This is a genomic window from Enterobacter cloacae complex sp. 394F7, assembly GCF_057320385.1.
Window position 1 is genome coordinate 1 of sequence record NZ_JBXWCS010000010.1, and the last position, 21,595, is coordinate 21,595.

At 53.2% G+C, this 21,595-nt stretch carries 23 protein-coding genes and 1 other annotated feature; of the genes, 10 read left to right on the forward strand and 13 right to left on the reverse strand.

What is annotated here, in order from left to right; all coding sequences use genetic code 11:
* Positions 1–457: 457 nt before the first annotated feature.
* The 3 genes from clpB to rluD form a co-directional block, all read right to left on the reverse strand.
* On the reverse strand, positions 458–3,031 hold the full coding sequence (clpB, locus tag AC2FAK_RS15365) for an ATP-dependent chaperone ClpB (protein WP_013098336.1): 2,574 nt from the start codon (positions 3,029–3,031) through the stop codon (positions 458–460).
* Between the two features lie 129 nt (positions 3,032–3,160).
* The gene (gene yfiH / locus AC2FAK_RS15370) at positions 3,161–3,892 is read right to left on the reverse strand and encodes a purine nucleoside phosphorylase YfiH (RefSeq protein ID WP_095455326.1); all 732 of its coding nucleotides are present in this window, start codon (positions 3,890–3,892) and stop codon (positions 3,161–3,163) included.
* Positions 3,889–4,869 (reverse strand): 23S rRNA pseudouridine(1911/1915/1917) synthase RluD, encoded by a 981-nt coding sequence (rluD, locus tag AC2FAK_RS15375; RefSeq protein ID WP_029882082.1) that lies wholly within the window; start codon positions 4,867–4,869, stop codon positions 3,889–3,891. The genes yfiH and rluD overlap by 4 nt, the downstream gene beginning before the upstream one ends.
* A gap of 131 nt (positions 4,870–5,000) precedes the next feature.
* On the opposite strand from rluD, the gene bamD reads away from it, so the two are divergent.
* The 4 genes from bamD to pheA all read left to right on the forward strand — a co-directional run bounded on the left by bamD (position 5,001) and on the right by pheA (position 7,768).
* Positions 5,001–5,738 (forward strand): outer membrane protein assembly factor BamD, encoded by a 738-nt coding sequence (gene bamD / locus AC2FAK_RS15380; RefSeq protein ID WP_013098339.1) that lies wholly within the window; start codon positions 5,001–5,003, stop codon positions 5,736–5,738.
* A gap of 268 nt (positions 5,739–6,006) precedes the next feature.
* Positions 6,007–6,348 (forward strand): ribosome-associated translation inhibitor RaiA, encoded by a 342-nt coding sequence (gene raiA, locus AC2FAK_RS15385; protein ID WP_008502470.1) that lies wholly within the window; start codon positions 6,007–6,009, stop codon positions 6,346–6,348.
* Positions 6,349–6,451: 103 nt separating this feature from the next.
* Positions 6,452–6,577 (forward strand) — a sequence feature (Phe leader region).
* Positions 6,453–6,500, forward strand: a complete 48-nt coding sequence (gene pheL, locus AC2FAK_RS15390) for a pheA operon leader peptide PheL (RefSeq protein ID WP_100249759.1) — start codon at positions 6,453–6,455, stop codon at positions 6,498–6,500. Its footprint overlaps the feature before it by 48 nt.
* 30 nt (positions 6,578–6,607) lie before the next feature.
* Complete coding sequence (pheA, locus tag AC2FAK_RS15395) at positions 6,608–7,768, forward strand: bifunctional chorismate mutase/prephenate dehydratase (protein ID WP_013098340.1); 1,161 nt, start codon at positions 6,608–6,610, stop codon at positions 7,766–7,768.
* Here the strand turns inward: pheA and AC2FAK_RS15400 are convergent.
* From AC2FAK_RS15400 to aroF, 3 genes are read right to left on the reverse strand one after another with little or no spacing between them, the layout of a single operon-like run.
* Positions 7,765–8,637: an SMP-30/gluconolactonase/LRE family protein gene (locus AC2FAK_RS15400; RefSeq protein WP_045901427.1), complete on the reverse strand. Its 873-nt coding sequence runs from the start codon at positions 8,635–8,637 to the stop codon at positions 7,765–7,767. The genes pheA and AC2FAK_RS15400 overlap by 4 nt on opposite strands.
* Positions 8,638–8,697: 60 nt before the next feature.
* Positions 8,698–9,819 carry a bifunctional chorismate mutase/prephenate dehydrogenase gene (gene tyrA / locus AC2FAK_RS15405; protein WP_013098342.1) on the reverse strand — a complete coding sequence of 374 codons (1,122 nt, stop codon included), beginning with the start codon at positions 9,817–9,819 and terminating at the stop codon, positions 8,698–8,700.
* 10 nt (positions 9,820–9,829) lie between these two features.
* Positions 9,830–10,900: a 3-deoxy-7-phosphoheptulonate synthase AroF gene (aroF, locus tag AC2FAK_RS15410; protein WP_485453300.1), complete on the reverse strand. Its 1,071-nt coding sequence runs from the start codon at positions 10,898–10,900 to the stop codon at positions 9,830–9,832.
* Between the two features lie 214 nt (positions 10,901–11,114).
* Between aroF and AC2FAK_RS15415 the strand changes: the two genes are divergently transcribed.
* From AC2FAK_RS15415 to AC2FAK_RS15430, 4 genes are all read left to right on the forward strand, one after another.
* A complete protein-coding gene (locus AC2FAK_RS15415) occupies positions 11,115–11,489 on the forward strand; it encodes a DUF2799 domain-containing protein (RefSeq protein WP_020690780.1) in 375 nt (124 codons plus the stop codon).
* A gap of 203 nt (positions 11,490–11,692) precedes the next feature.
* Positions 11,693–12,181, forward strand: a complete 489-nt coding sequence (gene yfiR, locus AC2FAK_RS15420) for a regulatory sequestration protein YfiR (RefSeq protein WP_013098345.1) — start codon at positions 11,693–11,695, stop codon at positions 12,179–12,181.
* Complete coding sequence (dgcN, locus tag AC2FAK_RS15425; protein ID WP_095455325.1) at positions 12,174–13,394, forward strand: diguanylate cyclase DgcN/YfiN; 1,221 nt, start codon at positions 12,174–12,176, stop codon at positions 13,392–13,394. The genes yfiR and dgcN overlap by 8 nt, the downstream gene beginning before the upstream one ends.
* 12 nt (positions 13,395–13,406) lie before the next feature.
* Positions 13,407–13,892 carry an OmpA family protein gene (locus tag AC2FAK_RS15430; protein ID WP_095455324.1) on the forward strand — a complete coding sequence of 162 codons (486 nt, stop codon included), beginning with the start codon at positions 13,407–13,409 and terminating at the stop codon, positions 13,890–13,892.
* A gap of 2 nt (positions 13,893–13,894) precedes the next feature.
* Here the strand turns inward: AC2FAK_RS15430 and AC2FAK_RS15435 are convergent, their stop codons facing one another.
* The 7 genes from AC2FAK_RS15435 to ffh all read right to left on the reverse strand — a co-directional run bounded on the left by AC2FAK_RS15435 (position 13,895) and on the right by ffh (position 19,311).
* A complete protein-coding gene (locus AC2FAK_RS15435; RefSeq protein WP_095455323.1) occupies positions 13,895–15,265 on the reverse strand; it encodes a PepSY-associated TM helix domain-containing protein in 1,371 nt (456 codons plus the stop codon).
* Between the two features lie 37 nt (positions 15,266–15,302).
* Entirely contained in the window at positions 15,303–15,707 is a 405-nt protein-coding gene (locus AC2FAK_RS15440; protein ID WP_045901431.1) for a DUF2946 domain-containing protein, read from the reverse strand.
* Between the two features lie 132 nt (positions 15,708–15,839).
* Positions 15,840–16,187 (reverse strand): 50S ribosomal protein L19, encoded by a 348-nt coding sequence (gene rplS, locus AC2FAK_RS15445; protein WP_002914145.1) that lies wholly within the window; start codon positions 16,185–16,187, stop codon positions 15,840–15,842.
* A 43-nt stretch (positions 16,188–16,230) separates the two neighbouring features.
* Positions 16,231–16,998, reverse strand: a complete 768-nt coding sequence (gene trmD / locus AC2FAK_RS15450) for a tRNA (guanosine(37)-N1)-methyltransferase TrmD (RefSeq protein WP_008502493.1) — start codon at positions 16,996–16,998, stop codon at positions 16,231–16,233.
* 31 nt (positions 16,999–17,029) lie between these two features.
* Complete coding sequence (rimM, locus tag AC2FAK_RS15455; protein WP_013098350.1) at positions 17,030–17,569, reverse strand: ribosome maturation factor RimM; 540 nt, start codon at positions 17,567–17,569, stop codon at positions 17,030–17,032.
* Positions 17,570–17,584: 15 nt separating this feature from the next.
* The gene (rpsP, locus tag AC2FAK_RS15460; RefSeq protein ID WP_003863133.1) at positions 17,585–17,833 is read right to left on the reverse strand and encodes a 30S ribosomal protein S16; all 249 of its coding nucleotides are present in this window, start codon (positions 17,831–17,833) and stop codon (positions 17,585–17,587) included.
* Between the two features lie 116 nt (positions 17,834–17,949).
* On the reverse strand, positions 17,950–19,311 hold the full coding sequence (gene ffh / locus AC2FAK_RS15465) for a signal recognition particle protein (RefSeq protein WP_013098351.1): 1,362 nt from the start codon (positions 19,309–19,311) through the stop codon (positions 17,950–17,952).
* A 166-nt stretch (positions 19,312–19,477) separates the two neighbouring features.
* On the opposite strand from ffh, the gene AC2FAK_RS15470 reads away from it, so the two are divergent.
* Positions 19,478–20,269, forward strand: coding sequence for a cytochrome C assembly family protein (locus AC2FAK_RS15470; RefSeq protein WP_014832951.1), 792 nt, complete (start codon positions 19,478–19,480; stop codon positions 20,267–20,269).
* Positions 20,270–20,287: 18 nt separating this feature from the next.
* Complete coding sequence (locus AC2FAK_RS15475; RefSeq protein ID WP_028028086.1) at positions 20,288–21,574, forward strand: HlyC/CorC family transporter; 1,287 nt, start codon at positions 20,288–20,290, stop codon at positions 21,572–21,574.
* Positions 21,575–21,595: the final 21 nt, after the last annotated feature.

Below are 21,595 nucleotides of genomic sequence, written 5' to 3' on the forward strand. Positions count from 1 at the left end.
TCTGAGCCATGATCAAACTCTTCAATTTAAAAGTTTGATGCTCAATGAATTAAACTTCGTAATGAATTACGTGTTCACTCGTTGAGACTTGGTATTCATTTTTCGTCCGAGGACGTTAAGAATCCATGTCACTTTGAGTGCCCACACAGATTGTCTGATAAATTGTTAAAGAGCAGTGCCGCTTCGTTTTCGCTGCGGCGCGGGGTGTGCATATTACGCTTTCCCGCTTCAGAGTCAAGCGTTTAATTTGCTTTTCTCTGCTGACCCGGCGGCGTGTGTGCCGTTGTTCCGTGTCAGTGGAGGCGCATTATAGGGAGTAATTCTGAAGCCGCAAGGATAAAGTGAAAATTATTTACTGACTGCTCACTTTCCAGGCAAATTACATCCCAGACCTCAATTCTGGCCTGGTTTTTAAACAAAAACGAGCCGCAAGCGGCTCGTTTTTGCGTTTTGTGACTTACTGCACTGCCACAATTCGGTCGTCGTTGGCTTCCAGACGGATAACTTTGCCCGGAACCAGTTCGCCTGACAGTATCTGCTGCGCCAGAGGGTTTTCGATCTGCTGCTGGATAGCACGTTTCAACGGACGCGCCCCGTAAACCGGATCGTAACCATTTTCGCTCAGCAGTTTCAGCGCATCGTCAGAGATGTGAATTTCATATCCACGCTCTTCCAGACGTTTGTACAGACGCTGCAGCTGGATCTGTGCAATCGACGCAATGTGTTTCTCACCCAGAGGATGGAATACCACCACTTCATCGATACGGTTGATGAACTCCGGACGGAAGTTATGGCTAACCACACCCAGAACCAGATCCTTCATATGGCTGTAATCCAGTTCACCGAAACGTTCCTGAATCAAATCGGAACCCAGGTTCGATGTCATGATCACGACCGTATTACGGAAATCCACCGTTCTCCCCTGCCCGTCGGTCAGACGACCATCATCCAGGACCTGCAGCAGAATATTGAACACATCCGGGTGCGCTTTTTCCACTTCGTCCAGCAGGATGACGGAATAAGGGCGACGGCGTACCGCTTCTGTCAGGTAACCACCTTCTTCATAACCGACATATCCCGGAGGCGCACCCACCAGACGTGAAACGGAGTGTTTCTCCATAAACTCGGACATGTCGATACGCACCATCGCGTCGTCACTGTCGAACATAAAGTTAGCCAGCGCCTTACACAGCTCGGTTTTACCCACCCCGGTAGGGCCCAGGAACAGGAACGAACCAATCGGACGATTAGGATCAGACAATCCGGCGCGGCTACGACGGATGGCGTTAGAAACCGCTTCAACCGCCTCGTCCTGGCCAATCACGCGCTGATGCAGATCCTGCTCCATGCGCAGCAGTTTATCGCGTTCGCTTTCCATCATGCGTGCTACCGGAATACCGGTCCAGCGCGCCAGCACCTCAGCAATTTCCGCATCCGTTACTTTGTTACGTAACAGACGCATCGTTTTACCTTCAGACTGCGTCGCAATCTCAAGCTGTTTCTCCAGCTCAGGGATTTTGCCGTACTGCAACTCTGACATTCGCGCCAGGTCACCGACACGACGCGCCTGTTCGATGGCAATTTTTGCCTGTTCAAGTTCAGCCTTAATGGTCTGAGTGCCAGAGAGTGACGCTTTCTCTGCCTTCCACTCTTCTTCTAACTCAGAATACTGGCGCTCTTTATCGTCCAGTTCCTCATTGAGCATATCGAGGCGTTTTTTACTGGCTTCATCAGACTCTTTCTTGAGTGCCTGCTGTTCCAGTTTGAGCTGAATGATACGACGGTCGAGTCTGTCCAACTCTTCCGGCTTCGAGTCTATCTGCATACGAATGCTGGATGCGGCCTCATCGATAAGGTCGATCGCTTTATCCGGTAACTGACGGTCGGCGATATAACGATGCGAAAGCGTCGCTGCCGCAACAATCGCCGGGTCAGTGATCTGCACATGGTGGTGCAGCTCATAACGTTCTTTCAGACCACGCAGGATCGCGATGGTATCTTCCACGCTTGGTTCCGCGACAAACACCTTCTGGAAACGACGTTCAAGCGCAGCATCTTTTTCAATGTACTGACGGTACTCGTCCAGCGTCGTGGCACCCACACAGTGAAGTTCACCGCGTGCCAGTGCAGGTTTCAGCATGTTCCCGGCATCCATCGCGCCGTCTGCTTTACCGGCACCGACCATGGTGTGCAACTCATCGATAAACAGAATGACATTGCCTTCCTGTTTAGCCAGATCGTTAAGCACCCCTTTCAGACGCTCTTCGAATTCGCCGCGATACTTCGCCCCGGCGACCAGCGCCCCCATATCCAGCGCCAGTACACGGCGGCCTTTCAGCCCTTCCGGTACTTCACCGTTTACAATACGCTGCGCCAGTCCTTCAACGATGGCGGTTTTACCAACACCCGGTTCACCAATCAGCACCGGGTTGTTTTTGGTACGGCGCTGTAGAACCTGAATAGTACGGCGAATTTCTTCATCACGGCCGATCACCGGGTCAAGTTTACCCTGCTCAGCACGCTCGGTCAGATCGACCGTAAATTTTTTCAAAGCCTGACGTTGGTCTTCGGCTCCCTGATCGTTCACGCTTTCACCCCCACGCATTTTCTCAATCGCCTGAGTCACATTGGCCGTGGTTGCGCCGGCAGTTTTCAGCAGGTCGGTCAGGGTACCGCGTGATTCAAGCGCCGCCAGAACAAACAGTTCCGACGAAATAAAGTTGTCCCCACGTTTTTGCGCCAGCTTGTCGCAAAGGTTCAGCACCCGCACCAGATCCTGGGACGGCTGAACGTCACCGCCGGTACCTTCTACCTGCGGTAAACGGCTCAGCGCCTGATCGATGGCAGTGCGTAACTGGCCAGCATTAATGCCAGCAGACGTTAATAATGGACGTACCGATCCCCCTTCCTGATTCAGCAAGGCGCTCATTAAATGAAGAGGTTCGATGAATTGGTTGTCGTGCCCCAGTGCAAGGGACTGGGCATCGGCGAGAGCAAGCTGGAATTTATTAGTAAGACGATCCAGACGCATAACTCCTCCCATAACAGGTCAAATTTGCTACTGGAGATTAAATGAGGTCATCCCTCAATTATTCAAGGTTAATGACCTGAATTATGTGAAAAGAAAACAGCACGTGCCGGATCGTCTTGATTCTTTAGGTTATATCAGCCAAATAAAACTTGCCATACGCCCCGTGGTCTTGTCACGGCGATAAGAGAAGAAATCACCCTTTTCGGTGAACGTACAGCGGTCACCGCCGAAGATCTGCGTCACATTGACATTATTCAGACGCTGACGGGCAAGCTGATAAATATCGGCCAGATATTTTTCCCCCACAGGTTCGAAAGCGTTAACGGCTTGCGGATCTTTTGCCATAAACGCTTCACGAACCTCTGGGCCCACCTCGAATGCCTGAGGACCAATTGCCGGGCCAAGCCAGGCAATGATATTTGCAGGATCGTCTTTGAAGCAGGCGACGGTCTCTTCCAGCACGCCTTCACACAGACCACGCCAGCCCGCATGAGCAGCCGCAACCTCGGTACCCGCACGGTTACAAAACAGCACCGGCAGACAATCGGCTGTCATCACCGTGCATACTGTTCCCGGCGTATCGCTGTAGGAGGCATCGGCACGTTTAGACGCGTAGGGTTCTCCCGTCAACTTCAGCACGGCTTTACCGTGAACCTGCTCAAGCCACACCGGTTTAGACGGTAAGTTGCCCGCAGCAAACAGCCGCGAGCGGTTTTCTTCAACGTGTTCCAGGTTGTCGCCGCAGTGTGCGCCAAGGTTCAAAGACGCCCACGCCCCCTGGCTTACCCCGCCAACGCGGGTTGAACTGCAGGCAGCCACACCTTCAGGCAGTGGCCACTCCGGAACAATCAGTTTGGTCATAACCAGTCCACTTGATCTTTGTGTTCTTCAAAATCCGCGCGCATGGCGTCGATAAGCTCCACCATATCCTGCGGGATCGGCGCGTGCCATTCCATTTGAATCCCTGAAATAGGGTGATAAAGGCGCAGCATGGTGGCGTGCAGCGCCTGACGATCAAACTTGCGCAGTACGCTAATGAACTCGTCCGATGCTCCTTTTGGCGGACGCGGACGACCACCGTAAACCTGATCCCCCACCAGCGGATGGGTGATGTGCGCCATATGCACGCGGATCTGGTGGGTACGACCGGTCTCCAGACGCAGGCGCAGACGCGTATGAATGCGGAAATGTTCCATAATGCGATAGTGCGTTACCGCCGGTTTACCCATCGGATGCACCGACATATGAGTACGTTTGGTAGGGTGACGGCTGATCGGCTCATCAACCGTACCGCCAGCAGTCATATGGCCAATAGCCACGGCTTCATATTCGCGGGTGATCTCACGCAGCTGCAGTGATTCCACCAGGCGAGTCTGGGCAGGTACAGTCTTTGCCACCACCATCAGACCGGTGGTGTCTTTATCCAGACGATGCACGATACCGGCACGCGGCACATCAGCAATCGGCGGATAATAATGGAGAAGTGCGTTAAGTACCGTACCGTCAGGATTCCCCGCTCCCGGATGAACAACCAGGTCGCGCGGCTTGTTAATCACCAGAATGTCATCATCTTCATAGACGATATCCAGTGGGATATCCTGTGGCTCGAAGCGGATTTCCTCTTCGATTTCAGCATTGATGGCGACAGCTTCCCCACCTAACACTTTCTCTTTCGGTTTGTCCCAGACTTTACCGTTTACCAGCACGCGCTGGTCAAGAATCCATTCTTTTATGCGTGAACGCGAATAATCAGGGAACAATTCGGCCAAAGCTTGATCTAAGCGTTGACCGAGCTGATTTTCGGAGACTGTTGCGGTGAGTTCTACTCGTTGTGCCATAAACTGCTTCTTCGTTTAACGTTGGGTTTTACGGCTTTGCCGTTTAATATAGTGTGCTATTGTAGCTGGTCTTAATCGGGAGCAGGAACAGAGTTTCTCCCGGACAAACATTTGAGGAAAGTCAAAACGTCATGACGCGCATGAAATATCTGGTGGCAGCGGCCACGTTGAGCCTGGCTTTGGTGGGCTGCTCCGGTTCAAATGAACAGGTCCCTGACAATCCGCCGAATGAAATCTATGCGACTGCACAACAAAAGTTGCAGGACGGTAACTGGAAACAGGCGATAACGCAACTGGAAGCGTTGGATAATCGCTATCCATTTGGTCCGTATTCGCAGCAGGTACAGTTAGATCTCATCTACGCATACTATAAAAATGCCGATCTGCCGCTGGCTCAGGCAACCATCGATCGTTTCATGCGTCTGAACCCGACTCATCCTAACATCGACTATGTAATGTACATGCGCGGTCTGACCAACATGGCGCTGGATGACAGTGCCCTGCAGGGCTTCTTCGGTGTGGATCGCTCCGACCGTGACCCGCAGCATGCGCGTGATGCGTTCAACGACTTTTCCAAACTGGTGCGCGGCTATCCGAACAGCCAGTACGTGACCGACGCCACCAAACGTCTGGTATTCCTGAAAGACCGTCTGGCGAAATACGAATACTCGGTTGCTGAATACTACACCCGCCGTGGCGCATGGGTTGCCGTGGTTAACCGTGTAGAAGGAATGCTGCGTGATTATCCGGATACGCAGGCGACCCGCGACGGCCTGAAGCTGATGGAGAATGCTTACCGCCAGATGCAGATGACCGCACAGGCAGACAAGGTAGCAAAAATCATCGCCGCGAACAGCAGCAACACCTGATAGCGACGTCAAAGCAAAACGGCAGCCCGCGGGCTGCCGTTTTTTTATTCAATTCAGACAAAGCTGAAGCGGTTTAGCTTCAACACATCCTATCAACTATGACCGCAATTTTTGCCTTCGACAAGGTAAATCTCACCTCTTCCTGCCCTGCCTCACAAAAAAGATTCCCTGACAAAAACCGACAAAATAACGTGATCTAAATCACACATTTTGACATTAGGACAGGTATGCTGGAATCACCAAGACGGAAAGACAAGAGGTAAAATTTATGACAATGAACATTACCAGCAAACAAATGGAAATTACCCCGGCAATTCGCCAGCACGTCGCAGACCGTCTCGCCAAACTGGATAAATGGCAAACACACTTGATTAATCCACATATCATCCTGTCTAAGGAGCCGCAGGGTTTCATCGCTGACGCAACTATCAATACTCCAAACGGCCATCTGGTCGCCAGCGCAAAACACGAGGATATGTACACCGCTATTAACGATTTGATCAACAAGCTGGAACGGCAGCTCAATAAAGTGCAGCACAAAGGTGAAGCCCGTCGCGCCACGACCTCGGTGAAAGACGCCAGCTTCGCGGAAGAAGTTGAAGAAGAGTAATCCTTTAAATTGAGTTTACCGCCAACGCGCCTTCGGGCGCGTTTTTTATTGACAGGGTGAAAACAGTACGGGTACTTTAACGTTATCAACCACAGGATGATTTCATGAAACTAACGCCGTTTTTCTTCGCATTCTTTTTTACCTTCCCCTGAACGGGAGGCGTTTCGTCGTGTGATAAAGAATGCGAAGACGAACAACAAGGCCTCCCACACCGGGAGGCCTTTTTTATTGATAACGATAAAACGAGACAGACAACACTATGACACCGGAAAACCCGTTACTGGATCTGCGAGTAAAAATCAGCGCGCTGGATGAAAAATTACTGGCACTTCTGGCTGAACGCCGCGCGCTCGCCATCGAAGTGGGTAAAGCCAAACTGGACTCCCACCGTCCGGTACGTGATATCGACCGCGAACGCGACCTGCTGGAACGTCTGATTCAACTCGGCAAAGCCCATCATCTTGACGCACATTACATCACCCGTTTGTTCCAGCTCATCATCGAAGACTCTGTTCTGACCCAGCAAGCGCTGTTGCAGCAGCATCTGAATAAAACCAACCCGCACTCTGCCCGCATCGCGTTTCTTGGCCCTAAGGGCTCCTACTCCCATCTGGCTGCCCGCCAGTACGCTGCACGTCATTTTGAAGAGTTCATTGAGAGCGGCTGCGCAAAGTTCGCCGATATTTTCAATCAGGTGGAAACCGGCCAGGCGGATTACGCCGTCGTGCCGATTGAGAACACCAGTTCCGGTGCCATCAACGACGTGTACGATCTGCTGCAACACACCAGCCTGTCGCTGGTTGGGGAGCTGACAATCCCTATCGATCACTGCGTGCTGGTCTCTGGCTCAACCGATTTGAGCACCATCGAGACGGTCTACAGCCATCCGCAGCCGTTCCAGCAGTGCAGTCAGTTCCTGAACCGTTATCCGAACTGGAAAATTGAGTACACCGAAAGCACCTCCGCGGCGATGGAAAAAGTCGCCCAGGCAAACTCCCCTACCGTCGCGGCGCTGGGCAGCGAGGCGGGCGGTGCGCTGTATGGTCTCCAGGTTCTGGAACGTAACCTGGCAAACCAGACGCAAAACATTACCCGCTTCATCGTGCTGGCACGCAAAGCCATTAATGTCTCTGATCAGGTGCCCGCCAAAACCACCCTGTTGATGGCAACCGGGCAGCAGGCAGGCGCACTGGTTGAAGCGCTGCTGGTACTGCGTAACCACAATCTGATCATGACCCGACTCGAATCGCGCCCGATTCACGGCAATCCGTGGGAAGAGATGTTCTATCTCGACATTCAGGCCAACCTGGAATCGCCGTCCATGCAGAAAGCCCTGCGTGAACTGAGCGAAATCACCCGTTCAATGAAGGTGCTGGGCTGTTATCCGAGCGAAAACGTGGTACCGGTTGACCCAAGCTAACGTTCGATAAACCGGCTTTTCTTCATCCCTGCCACACTGACCGGCAGGGTGAAGATAGCGCCGGAGAGGGGATATTGCGCCACCTCCTGCGCATCCATATTTTCCCGGGTGGTCGTGATAAACAGCGTTTTCATATCGTCACCGCCAAAGCAGACCATCGTTGGGCAACGGACCGGCATACGGTACTCTTCCAGTTGCTCTCCCTGAGGTGAAAAGCGCGCGATGCGCCAGCCATCAAACAGCGCACTCCAGTAACAGCCTTCCACGTCCATCGCGGCACCGTCAGGTATCCCTTCGCCGTCGTTGAACCGGCGGAATACCTCCCTTTTACCGGGTTCCCCCTGCTCATCCAGTGGGGTACGGTAGATAACGCCGTTTGGCGTATCAGAAGTAAACATCCACCGCTGGTCGGGGCTGAATGCCAGACCATTGTGGCCATGAATGTCGCACTGGATAACTTTTGGCGTCAGATCGTTATCAATGCGCATCAGCAGCGCCCCGTTGTAATCACCCGGTGCCCAGAAGGTCCCGGCGTAGAACTGGCCCCGGTGATCGGTTCCCCCATCATTGAAACGCGCAAGCTGCGGATTCGACGGGTTATCACAGACTTTGCGCTGCAGCAGACCGTGTTTATCGGAAAGCCAGATGCCGCTTCGCATCGCGACGATAAAGCCGCCGCGTTCGCGCAGGGCGAAACACCCCACCTCTTCGTGGAAAGAGAGCACGGTGTGTTCCGCCGTGGGTAAATGATAACGGTGGATCTCACCTTCAAGAATATCCGCCCAGTAGAGCGCATTTTCCTCTGCACTCCACGTCGGGCATTCGGGCAGATGCCCGGTGTAGTTCAACAGCAGCTGCGGTTCGGCCATGACAGTTCCCCAAAATGAAAAAAGCCAGCAATGCTGGCTTTCAGTATATACATCATCGCATTACTGGCGACTGTCATTTGCCTGACGCAACAGCGTGCGGCTCTCGCTCTGGAAACGTTGCGCGTAATCGCCAAACCAGTGTTCGACCTTACGGAAGCTGTCGATAAACGCCTGCTTGTCGCCGTGCTCCAGCAGCGTAATGGCTTCGCCAAAACGCTGGTAGTAACGCTTAATCAGTGCCAGGTTGTTCTCAGACGACATAATAATGTCGGCGTAAAGCTGGGGATCCTGAGCAAACAGACGCCCCACCATCGCCAGCTCCAGACGATAGATAGGCGAAGAGAGTGCCAATAACTGCTCAAGCTGCACATTCTCTTCCGCCAGATGCAGCCCATAGGCAAAGGTCGCAAAGTGGCGCAGCGCCTGGATGAACGCCATATTCTGATCGTGTTCAACCGCGCTAATGCGGTGCAGCCGCGCGCCCCAAACCTGAATCTGTTCCAGGAACCACTGGTAGGCTTCCGGCTGACGACCATCGCAGTAGACCACCACCTGTTTCGCCAGGCTGCCGCTGTCCGGGCCAAACATAGGATGTAGCCCCAGGACCGGCCCCGTGTGCGCAGCCAGCATTGCCTGCAGCGGACCATTTTTCACGGATGCTAAGTCCACCAGGATGCAATCTGCAGGTAGCGGAGGAAGCTTCGCAATGATCTGCTCCGTCACGTGAATCGGCACGCTGACGATGACCATTCCGGCATCTTTCATCAGCTCCGGTGCTTTTGCCCAGTCCTCTTTTTCCAGGATACGCACCTGATAGCCAGACAGGGTCAGCATTTTTTCAAACAGCCGCCCCATCTGACCCGCCCCGCCCACAATAACGACCGGGCGCAGGGACGGGCAAAGGGTTTTGAAGCCTTTATCGTTTTCGCTGGAGTAGGACTCCCGCATCACACGACGCAAAACATCTTCAATCAAATCCGGCGAGACGCCCAGCGCCTGGGCCTCTTTACGACGGGAAGCCAGCATGGAGGCCTCGCGCTCCGGAACGTAAATCGGCAGGCCATATTTGCTTTTGACCTCACCCACCTCGGCAACCAGCGCCATACGGCGCGCTAACAGATCCAGCAGCGCCTTATCCACTTCATCAATTTGATCGCGTAATGCGGTCAATTCAGCAACCATACCTAACCTCTTAAGCCAGACGCGTCGCCAGCTGGCCGTTTATATCTTTGTGGATCTCACGCAGCAGCGCATCGGTGGTTTCCCAGCTGATGCAGGCATCCGTCACGGACACACCGTACTTCATTGCGCTGCGCGGTTGTTCAGATGATTGATTGCCTTCATGAATATTGCTCTCAATCATCAGACCGATAATAGAACGGTTGCCGTCTTTGATTTGTGCGACCACCGATTCCGCCACCGCAGGCTGACGACGGTAATCTTTGTTCGAATTACCATGACTGCAATCTACCATCAGTGCCGGGCGCAGTCCCGCCTGCTCCATCTCTTTTTCACACTGTGCCACATCTGCCGGGCTGTAGTTTGGCGCTTTACCGCCACGCAGGATCACATGACCGTCCGGATTACCCTGCGTCTGCAGGAGACAAACCTGGCCCGCCTGGTTAATACCTACAAAGCGATGCGGCATGGCCGCGGCGCGCATGGCGTTGATCGCCGTGGCAAGGCTACCGTCGGTCCCGTTTTTAAAACCTACCGGCATCGACAGACCAGACGCCATTTCACGGTGGGTTTGTGATTCCGTGGTACGCGCACCAATCGCAGACCAGCTAAACAGATCGCCCAGGTACTGCGGGCTGTTCGGATCCAGCGCTTCGGTTGCCAGTGGCAGCCCCATGCTGACCAGCTCAACCAGCAGGCGACGCGCAATCTTCAGACCGGCTTCCACATCAAACGAGCCATCCATGTGCGGATCGTTAATCAACCCTTTCCAGCCAACGGTGGTACGTGGCTTCTCAAAATAGACGCGCATCACCAGGTAGAGGCTATCGCTGACCTCCTCCGCTAATGCTTTAAATCGACGAGCGTACTCAATGGCGGTTTCAGGATCGTGAATGGAACAAGGACCACATACCACCAGCAGACGCGGATCGCGGTCAGCGATAATGTCAGAAATGGTCTGGCGCGAGTGCTCAATTTGAGCCTCCTGCGCGGCGCTCAGCGGGAACTCCGCTTTCAGTTGATCCGGTGTAATCAAAACCTGTTCGTCAGTGATATGTACGTTGTTCAGCGCGTCTTTTTGCATGATGGCGATCCTGTAAAGCTCGTTTGCGATAGGTGTTTTCCTCGAAGAGGTGAAACAACGATACCACAACAAGTAAAGATTTCAATCCAAAATACGTACACTTTACTTTACAAAAGCCATTTTACTGCAAAAATCAGCCGACAAAATCGTAAACATAAAATTACACTCCCACTTTCTTTTGACAGGCTATGCTGAAGAAAAAAGGAGAATGGCTATGCGTTCAATTGCTCTGATGCTGTTGTCGCTGTTTTTATCGGGCTGTGAGATCAACCCTTATACCTTCCAGCCCGACTGGACTAGTCCCAGCTGGTTTGATGCGGGTAAAGAAGACGCCATGAATGGTCTGCCGGTTAAAGATAATCAGACGCTGGCCGATAGTTTTAACGATCCGCAGGTTGATCGTAGTGAATATCTTCGTGGCTACGCCGACGGACAGAAAAAAGTGTGTGAGGAAGGTTTTATTCACGCCTGGGGAGTAGCAGGTAAATCTTTCCCGGCCAGTTGTGATACTGTTGAAAACGCAGCAAAACTGCATGAATCATGGCAACAAGGAATGGATGAAAGTATGCGTTCCAGCAGACTTAATTAAGCCGTTTTTTTATACGCCGGAATATATACAACTGTAGGATTTAGCTTAGGTCGTACTCAGTACATTTCTGACATAATGACGGCTTTGATAAACAATGGTATTCTGCCGACAACTCGTAAGGACATCTATTTTCCAGAGCGGTATGGCGGATTCTGGTGAGAAATTCATTCTTGATCTCTTTGTTCCGACTCACTCTGGTGCTAATGCTGTTCTTTATGGTGGGCCCAGCACCGGCAGCCACGTTCACGGAAACCGATAAATCGGTACGTTCGATTGTATCGGGTATTGTGAGCTATACCCGATGGCCGTCACTTTCCGGGCAACCTAAACTCTGCGTTTATGCCTCGTCTCACTACACGCAAGCACTGAGCAGCGAAGAGGGGCAAAGCGAGTTACCTTATACTCCCGTCATTGTACGTAACGATCAGGAAGCCCTGTCCGCGACGTGTGATGCTATTTATTTCGGGGCTGAATCGCCTGCAAAACAACTTGAATTAATAAGTCAATATCAGGGCAGAGCATTGCTATTAATCTCAGAGCAGAATCCGGAATGTGTTATTGGCAGTGCATTCTGCCTGATAATCGATCATAACCAGGTCAGATTTTCCGTTAATCTCGATGCATTGACGCGCAGTGGCGTACGCGTCAATCCGGATGTATTAATGCTGGCACGGAATAAGCAGCATGGATAAAGAAATCACTTCAACGCCACGTCCAACGTTTAAAAGCACGTTGAGACGAATCAGCATGATAAGCGTCATCATCACTATGACGTTAATTTGGCTCCTGCTCTGTTTTGCTTCTGTGGTGACATTAAAGCAATACGCCCAAAAAAATCTCGAATTAACCGGCGCAACAATGAGCCACAGCCTTGAAGCCTCACTGGTGTTTAATGATTCGCTGGCGGCTAACGAAACGCTCGCCACCCTGGGTAAACAGGGCCAGTTTGCCGTGGCTGAGGTTATTAACGCGCATAAAAAGCGGTTTGCTTACTGGTCCTGGAACCCGGAAGAGAATAACGACACGCTGGGTGCATTGGTTAGCCGCTGGCTGTTCCCCGACCCGGTCGCGCAGCCCATCATGCATAACGGTAATGCGATCGGCGAAATTCGCCTGACCGCACGCGATAATCTCATCAGCCATTTCATCTGGCTGTCGTTTGCCGTTCTTACCGGCTGTATTCTTTTTGCCACCGCCGTCGCGCTTACGATTACACAATCTCTGCATCATGGCATGGTCACGGCGCTGCAAAACATCACCGACGTCGTGCATGACGTACGTACCAACCGCAACTTTTCCCGGCGGGTGAAGGATGGTCGCATCGAAGAATTCCACCAGTTTGGCGAAGACTTCAACAGTCTGCTGGATGAAATGGAAGAGTGGCAGCTTAAGCTGCAGGCTAAAAACGCTCAGCTACTGCGTACCGCCATGCACGATCCTCTCACCGGCCTCGCCAATCGGGCGGCGTTTCGTAGCAGCATCGCGGCATTAATGCACGACGCCTCCGCAAAAACCAACACTGCCCTGCTCTTCCTCGACGGTGATAATTTCAAGTTTATTAACGATACCTGGGGACATGCTGCGGGCGATTGCGTCCTGATTGAAGTCGCCCGCCGGATGGTTGAGTTTGGCGATAAGCGTCATCAGTCATACCGCCTTGGCGGTGACGAGTTTGCGATGGTGCTGTACGGCGTGCAGTCTGCCGCAGAGGTTCAACAGATTTGTGCTGCGCTGTCGCAGCAGTTTATGCGCCCGTTCGATCTGCATAACGGGCAGACAGCAACGATGTCACTTAGCATTGGCTTTGCTCTGGCGTGGGAAAGTGCCTCTGTGGAAGCATTACTGGAGCAAGCCGACCGCAACATGTACCAGGATAAAAACCAGCGTACAAAAGCAATAACTTAGAAAGGATACGATATGTTAAAGCGATACTTCGCGCCGTTATTTCTCGCTTCAATGGTACTGGCGGGTTGTCAGTTACCGCCTGAAGGTAAATTCACCCCTGAGCAAATTGCGGCGATGAAGTCATACGGTTTTAACGAACTGAATGGCGACTGGTCTTTGGGCCTGTCAGATACGATCCTGTTTGATAAAAATGACGCCAGACTGCGCCCGGAAAGTGAAGCGCAGATCCGCACCATGGCCTCTCGCCTGGCGGCCACCGGCCTAAAACACGCGCGTATGGATGGCCACACCGATAATTACGGAGAAGAGAGCTACAACGAAGCGCTGTCGTTAAAACGTGCCAATGCAGTGGCTGACGTCTGGGCCAAAGGCGCCAATATCCCGCGCAGCAACCTCACCACGCAGGGATTAGGTAAAAAATATCCGGTTTCCAGCAACAGTACGGCGCAAGGGCGTGCTGAAAACCGTCGGGTCGCGGTGGTCATCAGCACGCCATAGCCTTATTTAACGGATGATTGTGCGAGCGAGACGCCAGTTGCCGCTCGCCAGCGTAGCCAGTCAATCAGCATAAACAGCGCCAGGCTCACGCCCATCACCGGCAATGCCAGCCCCAGCAATACGCTGACCACCACCGTGACGGCTTTTCCCCATCCCGGGAGCGCCAGCCAGCACTGACAAAGCGTCTGAAGCGGATCCGCCGTCGATTGCGCCGGACGACGCATCCACCACATCCGGTATCCCCAGACAATCAGCACACACAGCGCCAGGCCAAATGCGACGAGCAGTAACTGGTTAACCAGCCCGAATAAGATCCCCATATGGAAATCCACACCCCAGCGGGTCAGCTTTGCCATTAACGGGAAATCCTCAAAGCGGGTTCTGTCCAGAATTTGCATGGAATTTGGATCCACCGCAACGGCATCCACCTGGGTCGGCCAGCGACGGTCAATTTCCGTCACGGTCCACGCCTGGTCAGCGCTTTTCGCCGGGCGGATTTCGAGTTTATTCGCATCAATCCCGGCCTGGCGGGCAGCGTGCAATACGCCATCGAACTGGGTCAGATCCATCGTCATGTCGGGCATCATCATGCCAGCATGATGCCCATGGTGTTCAGCGTGCTCATCCATCGTGACGGGCGCACCCGAAAGCGTGGTGTTCACCTGCGGCGTGAGCCAGTTCATCTGCGCGCGCAGTTTATCCACGTTGCCGCCCGCCCATTGGGACCACGTCAGGCCGGTCGCAGAAAACAGCAACATTCCCCCCAGCAGTACCCAGCCCAGCGTGACATGCAGGCGACGCCGGTTCTGAAAACGATTGTTGAGCCGACGTTTTGGCCGGGTATAAAACCACAGCGCAATCCCGCCCAGCGCGGCGACCCACATCCACGACGCGGCCAGCTCGCTGTAGAGCCGACCAACGTTACCCAGCATCAGGGACGTATGCAGATAATCAATGGTCTGGCGTAGCGGTAAAATCCCGCTGGTGCCATACACGGTCATATCGCCACGCACCGCAAGAGTAACGGGATCGATAAAAATAGCGCGGGTCTCCGATGGCCCAAGCGACGGGTCGGCAAACATCACCCGGGTGGTTTCACCCGCAGCGAGGCCAGGACGAACGGCGTATAAACGCAGATCGGTGCTGATGTTTTTTTCCGCCACGGCGATCTGTTCCGCCAGCGGTTGGAGTTCCCCCACGGAATCCGTATGGAGCGCGTGCCGGTACAGGATATTTTCCAGCTGTGGTGTCGCCACGTACAGCGTACCGGTCAGCGCGGCGAAGAAAATAAACGGGCCGACAAACAGCCCGACATAGAAATGGAGTCGACGCAGCAGGTTTCCCCATGCCGCGCGCGGAGTGCAGGTAGTCATACTTTTCCTTTTTAAGGCAAAAAGTTATCGATATTTTTTAAAGGGAAAAAGCAGACTGCCGCGGCGGCGCGCGGGTATCAGGATAAAGCCAGGGGAAAAAGTGCCAGTGGCTGACCGCCTGACGCGGCATCCTGACACGCAGCCTTTGCAGCACGATACTGAGCAGCACAATCAGAGCAAGTATCATGCCCGGCACGTGGGCTAATAGCACGCAGTAGCCACAGGCTTCCGCATGGTCAACCGGCATGCTGTGCTGCATATCGCCGTGGTGCTCATCCATCGACATCATGCTCATGTCATGGTGCATCCCCGGCATGGCACTCATGGGATCTTTTTGCAGCGAGACGGAGATCAGCGGTGCGATCACGATCAGCAGGATCGCAAACAGCGCGGTCAATGCCGCTGCGCGTTTCCAGTTATGCTGATGCAGTACGTTAATCACTTACCCTCCACGGAAGAGGCCAGCATTGTAAATGATTTATGACGAAAGGGTTAACACGAGAGATGCGATGGGATAAAAAAAGGGCCAGCCTTTCGGCCAGCCCTTTCTAACAGGATGTCGCTTAAGCGAATCTTAGTTCAGACGCTCTTTAATACGAGCAGACTTACCAGTACGCTCACGCAGGTAGTACAGTTTAGCTTTACGTACAGCACCACGACGTTTAACAGCAATGCTGTCAACTACCGGAGAGTGAGTCTGGAAGACACGCTCAACGCCTTCGCCGTTGGAAATTTTACGAACAGTGAATGCAGAGTGCAGACCGCGGTTACGAATAGCGATAACCACGCCCTCGAATGCCTGCAGACGTTTTTTGGAACCTTCAACAACCCATACTTTCACTTCCACGGTGTCACCTGGACGGAAGGAAGGTACGTCCTGCTTCATCTGCTCTTGTTCAAGTTGCTTAATAATGTTGCTCATAATTTAATCTCTTATCCTGGGTAAACTGATATTCGGGAGCGTATTACGCATTCCCATCATGTTCATGCTGCTGTTGCGCGTGTTCAGTTTTGAACTCGGCCAGCAACTTTGCTTGCTCTTCAGTCAGAGCCAGGTTTTCCAGAAGTTCAGGTCTTCTAAGCCAGGTTCGGCCCAGCGACTGCTTCAAACGCCAGCGACGTATCTCAGCATGGTTTCCTGACAGTAACACTGCCGGGACTTCCATCCCTTCTAACACTTCAGGACGGGTATAGTGTGGACAGTCCAGCAACCCATCGGCAAAGGAATCTTCCGTTGCCGAAGCTTCATGGCCCAGTACTCCCGGAATGAACCGGGCGACGGAGTCAATCAGCGTCATTGCGGGTAACTCACCACCGCTGAGAACGTAATCGCCGATAGACCATTCTTCGTCAATCTCGGTTTGAATTACGCGCTCATCTATCCCTTCGTAGCGACCACAGACCAGAATCAGTTTTTGATTCGTCGCCAGTTCGCTGACGCCCGCTTGATCAAGCTTGCGTCCCTGAGGTGACAGATAAATCACCTTTGCGCCTTCACCTGCCGCGGCTTTTGCTGTGTGAATGGCGTCCCGTAAGGGTTGCACCATCATTAACATCCCCGGTCCGCCGCCGTAAGGACGATCGTCCACGGTACGGTGCCGGTCATGCGTGAAGTCACGAGGACTCCAGCTCTGGATGCTCAGCAGGCCATTCTTTACTGCCCGGCCAGTTACCCCGTAATCGGTAATCGCGCGGAACATTTCAGGAAACAGGCTAATTATGCCAATCCACATAGCGCCGTCTTTTACCGTTTATCCGGAGAATTTAAAAACCAGGATCCCAATCTACTTCAATCGTTTGAGTAGCGAGATCGACTTTCTTGATAACCTGTCCATCGAGGAACGGAACCAACCGCTCCTTGATGCCAAATGCATCTTTCAGGTTTGCCTTAATGACGAGAACGTCATTGGACCCGGTTTCCATCATGTCGATGACTTTCCCCAGGCTGTAGCCTTCAGTAGTGACTACCTGGCAACCCATAAGGTCTTTCCAGTAATAGTCGCCTTCTTCGAGCTCCGGCAACTGCGACGAATCCACGACAATTTCACAATTAGTCAGTGCATTCGCGGCATCACGATCGTCAACGCCTTTCAGCTTGATGATGATGTCCTGATTGTGGTGACGCCAGCTTTCCAGCTCGACCTCTTCCCACTTACCGCCTTTCTGGATAAACCAGGGCTGGTAATTAAAAATGCTATCAGCGTCTTCAGTGGAGGAAAACACTCTGAGCCAACCACGGATACCGTAGCAAGAACCCATTTTGCCCAATACAATCGGTTCAACAGGTGCTTTATTGCTCATCATGACCACCGTGACAGATTAAGCTGCTTTGTTTGCTGCTTTGATCAGCGTAGCAACGCGATCGGAAACAGTCGCGCCCTGGCCAACCCAGTGAGCGATACGATCCAGATCCAGACGAGTTTCTTCTTCTGCGCCAGCGGCCAGTGGGTTGAAGAAACCAACGCGCTCGATGAAGCGACCGTTGCGTGCATTACGGCTGTCAGTCACAACAACCTGGTAGAACGGACGCTTTTTAGCGCCGTGACGTGCTAAACGAATAGTTACCATAACATCCTCTTGTGTGAATAAAACAACCGGGCCCCATCGAGGAACGGAGCCCGGGTGTCATATTAAAAGCCCGAAAATTTTACTCATTTTCGGGCAAAAAGCAATCTCAAAAGCGATTATCGCCCAGGAAAACCGGGTGGCATCATGCCTTTCATGCCACGCATCATTTTCGCCATGCCGCCTTTCTTCATTTTCTTCATCATGCGCTGCATGTCGTCGAACTGTTTCAGAAGGCGGTTAACGTCCTGCACCTGCATGCCGCAACCGGCTGCGATACGGCGCTTACGGGAACCTTTGATGATATCCGGGTTAGCACGCTCTTTGAGGGTCATTGAGTTGATGATCGCCTCCATACGCACCAGCACCTTGTCATCCATCTGCGCTTTTACGTTGTCTGGGATCTGGCCCATGCCCGGCAGTTTGCCCATCAGGCTTGCCATGCCGCCCATGTTTTTCATCTGACGCAACTGCTCAAGGAAGTCGGTCAGATCGAAACCGTCGCCTTTTTTCAGCTTGCTGGCCAGCTTCTCGGCCTGCGCACGGTCAACTTTGCTCTCGATATCTTCAATCAGCGACAGTACGTCGCCCATGCCGAGGATACGGGAGGCAATACGGTCCGGGTGGAACGGCTCCAGCGCTTCGGTTTTTTCGCCCACACCGAGGAATTTGATCGGCTTACCGGTGATATGACGAATAGAAAGCGCCGCACCGCCGCGGGCGTCACCGTCCACTTTGGTCAGCACCACGCCGGTTAACGGCAGCGCTTCGTTGAACGCTTTCGCGGTGTTTGCCGCATCCTGACCGGTCATGGCGTCAACCACAAACAGGGTCTCTACCGGGTTGATAGAAGCATGCACCTGTTTGATTTCGTCCATCATCGCTTCGTCGACGTGCAGACGACCGGCGGTATCCACCAGCAGCACGTCGTAGAACTTCAGCTTCGCCTCTTTCAGCGCCGCGTTCACGATGTCGACTGGCTTCTGGGCCACGTCAGACGGGAAGAAATCGACCCCAACCTGCTGCGCCAGGGTCTCCAGCTGTTTGATCGCCGCCGGGCGATAAACGTCCGCAGAAACCACCAGCACCTTTTTCTTGTGCTTCTCGCGCAGGAATTTACCCAGCTTACCGACGCTGGTGGTTTTACCCGCCCCCTGCAGACCCGCCATCAACACGACGGCCGGAGGCTGAGCCGCCAGGTTCAGGACCTGGTTCTCTTCGCCCATCGCCGAAACCAGTTCGTTACGAACGATTTTGACGAACTCCTGACCCGGGGTCAGGCTCTTGTTAACTTCATGACCAACCGCCTTCTCTTTAACGCGGTTGATAAAATCACGAACAACCGGCAACGCGACGTCTGCTTCCAGCAGCGCCATGCGCACTTCGCGCAGCGTTTCCTTGATGTTGTCTTCAGTAAGGCGTCCGCGGCCGCTGATGTTGCGCAGCGTGCGCGACAAACGATCGGTTAAATTATCAAACATTGTCTCTCGCCTGAGTAGAAACGTTGGGCCGCCATGAGCGACACATACACAGAATTTTGCCGGAGTATAACATGAAGGCGCCTTTGTTGTTATGCAACGGTTGGAGCAGGCGTCACGTAACGTTATACTGCTTCTCTTTCTTATTAAGACAACTGTCGATGCCTATATGCCTGTTTTCGCACTGATCGCCCTTGTTGCCTACTCTGTCAGCCTTGCGCTGATCATTCCCGGACTGCTGCAAAAAAACAGCGGCTGGCGGCGCATGGCTATTCTGTCGGCGGTGATCGCACTGATTAGTCACGCTTTTGCGCTGGAATCGCGCATCATTCCCGGTGACGGCAGCGTGCAAAACCTGAGCGTGCTGAACGTCGGTTCGCTGGTCAGCCTGATGATCTGTACGGTGATGACCATTGTCGCCTCTAAGAATCGTGGCTGGCTGTTGCTGCCCATTGTTTATGCCTTCGCGCTGATCAATCTGGCCTTAGCTACCTTTATGCCCAATGAGTTCATTACGCATCTGGAAGCCACGCCGGGCATGCTGGTGCACATCGGCCTGTCGCTGTTCTCTTACGCAACGCTGATCATTGCCGCGCTCTATGCCATGCAGCTCGCCTGGATTGACTACCAGTTGAAAAACAAAAAGCTGGCGTTTAACCATGAGATGCCGCCGCTGATGGTCATTGAGCGTAAGATGTTCCACATCACCCAGGTCGGCGTAGTATTATTGACCTTAACGCTCTGCACTGGCCTGTTTTATATGAAAAACCTGTTCAGCGTGGAGAATATCGACAAAGCGGTGCTCTCCATCATCGCGTGGTTTGTCTATATTGTGCTGTTATGGGGCCATTATCATGAGGGCTGGCGCGGTCGTCGCGTGGTCTGGTTCAACGTCGCGGGTGCGGGCATTCTCACCCTTGCCTATTTCGGAAGTCGCTTCATACAGCAATTTGCTGGCTAAGTAACAAAGGAGTTCCCCCTGGAACACATCTCTACCACCACGCTGATCGTTACGCTGATCGTCATGGTGGTCATCTCCGCCTATTTCTCTGGCTCGGAAACCGGCATGATGACCTTAAACCGCTACCGGTTACGTCATCGTGCTAAACAGGGTAACCGTGCCGCACGTCGCGTTGAAAAGCTGCTCCGTAAACCGGATCGCCTGATAAGTCTGGTGCTTATCGGTAACAACCTCGTCAATATCCTCGCCTCTGCGCTGGGCACCATTGTCGGGATGCGCCTGTACGGCAACGCCGGGGTCGCGATTGCTACCGGCGTACTGACGTTTGTAGTGCTGGTGTTTGCGGAAGTGCTGCCCAAAACCATCGCTGCGCTTTACCCGGAAAAAGTGGCTTACCCGAGCAGCTTCCTGCTGGCACCGCTGCTGATCCTGATGATGCCGCTGGTCTGGCTGTTGAATATGGTCACCCGTATCCTGATGCGCATGGTCGGCATCAAAGCCGACGTCGCCATTAGCAGTGCACTCAGCAAAGACGAGCTGCGCACCATCGTGAACGAATCCCGCTCGCAGATTTCACGCCGCAATCAGGACATGCTCCTGTCGGTGCTGGATCTGGAAAAGGTCAGCGTTAACGACATTATGGTGCCGCGTAACGAAATCGTCGGGATTGATATTAACGACGACTGGAAGGCCATCGTCCGCCAGCTGACCCACTCCCCGCACGGACGCATTGTGCTGTATCGCGACTCCCTGGACGACGCCATCAGTATGCTGCGCGTACGGGAAGCCTATCGCCTGATGACCGAGAAAAAAGAGTTCACTAAAGAGGTGATGCTGCGCGCCGCCGACGAGATTTACTACGTGCCGGAAGGAACGCCGCTCAGCACGCAGCTGGTAAAATTCCAGCGTAACAAAAAGAAAGTCGGTCTGGTGGTCGATGAGTATGGCGATATTCAGGGGCTGGTGACGGTCGAAGATATTCTGGAAGAGATTGTTGGAGACTTTACCACCTCCATGTCCCCTTCTCTTGCGGAAGAGGTCACACCGCAAAACGACGGTTCGGTGCTGATTGACGGCAGCGCGAACATCCGCGAACTCAATAAAGCCTTTAACTGGCATCTGCCGGAAGATGAGGCTCGTACCATGAACGGGATGATTCTGGAAGCGCTGGAAGAGATCCCGGCGGCGGGCACGCGGGTGCGCATTGAACAGTATGATATTGATATCCTGGACGTGCAGGACAATATGATTAAGCAGGTGAAGGTCCTGCCTGTCAAACCACTGCGCGAAAGTATCGCGGAATAAAGTTGTAGGCCGGGCAAGGCG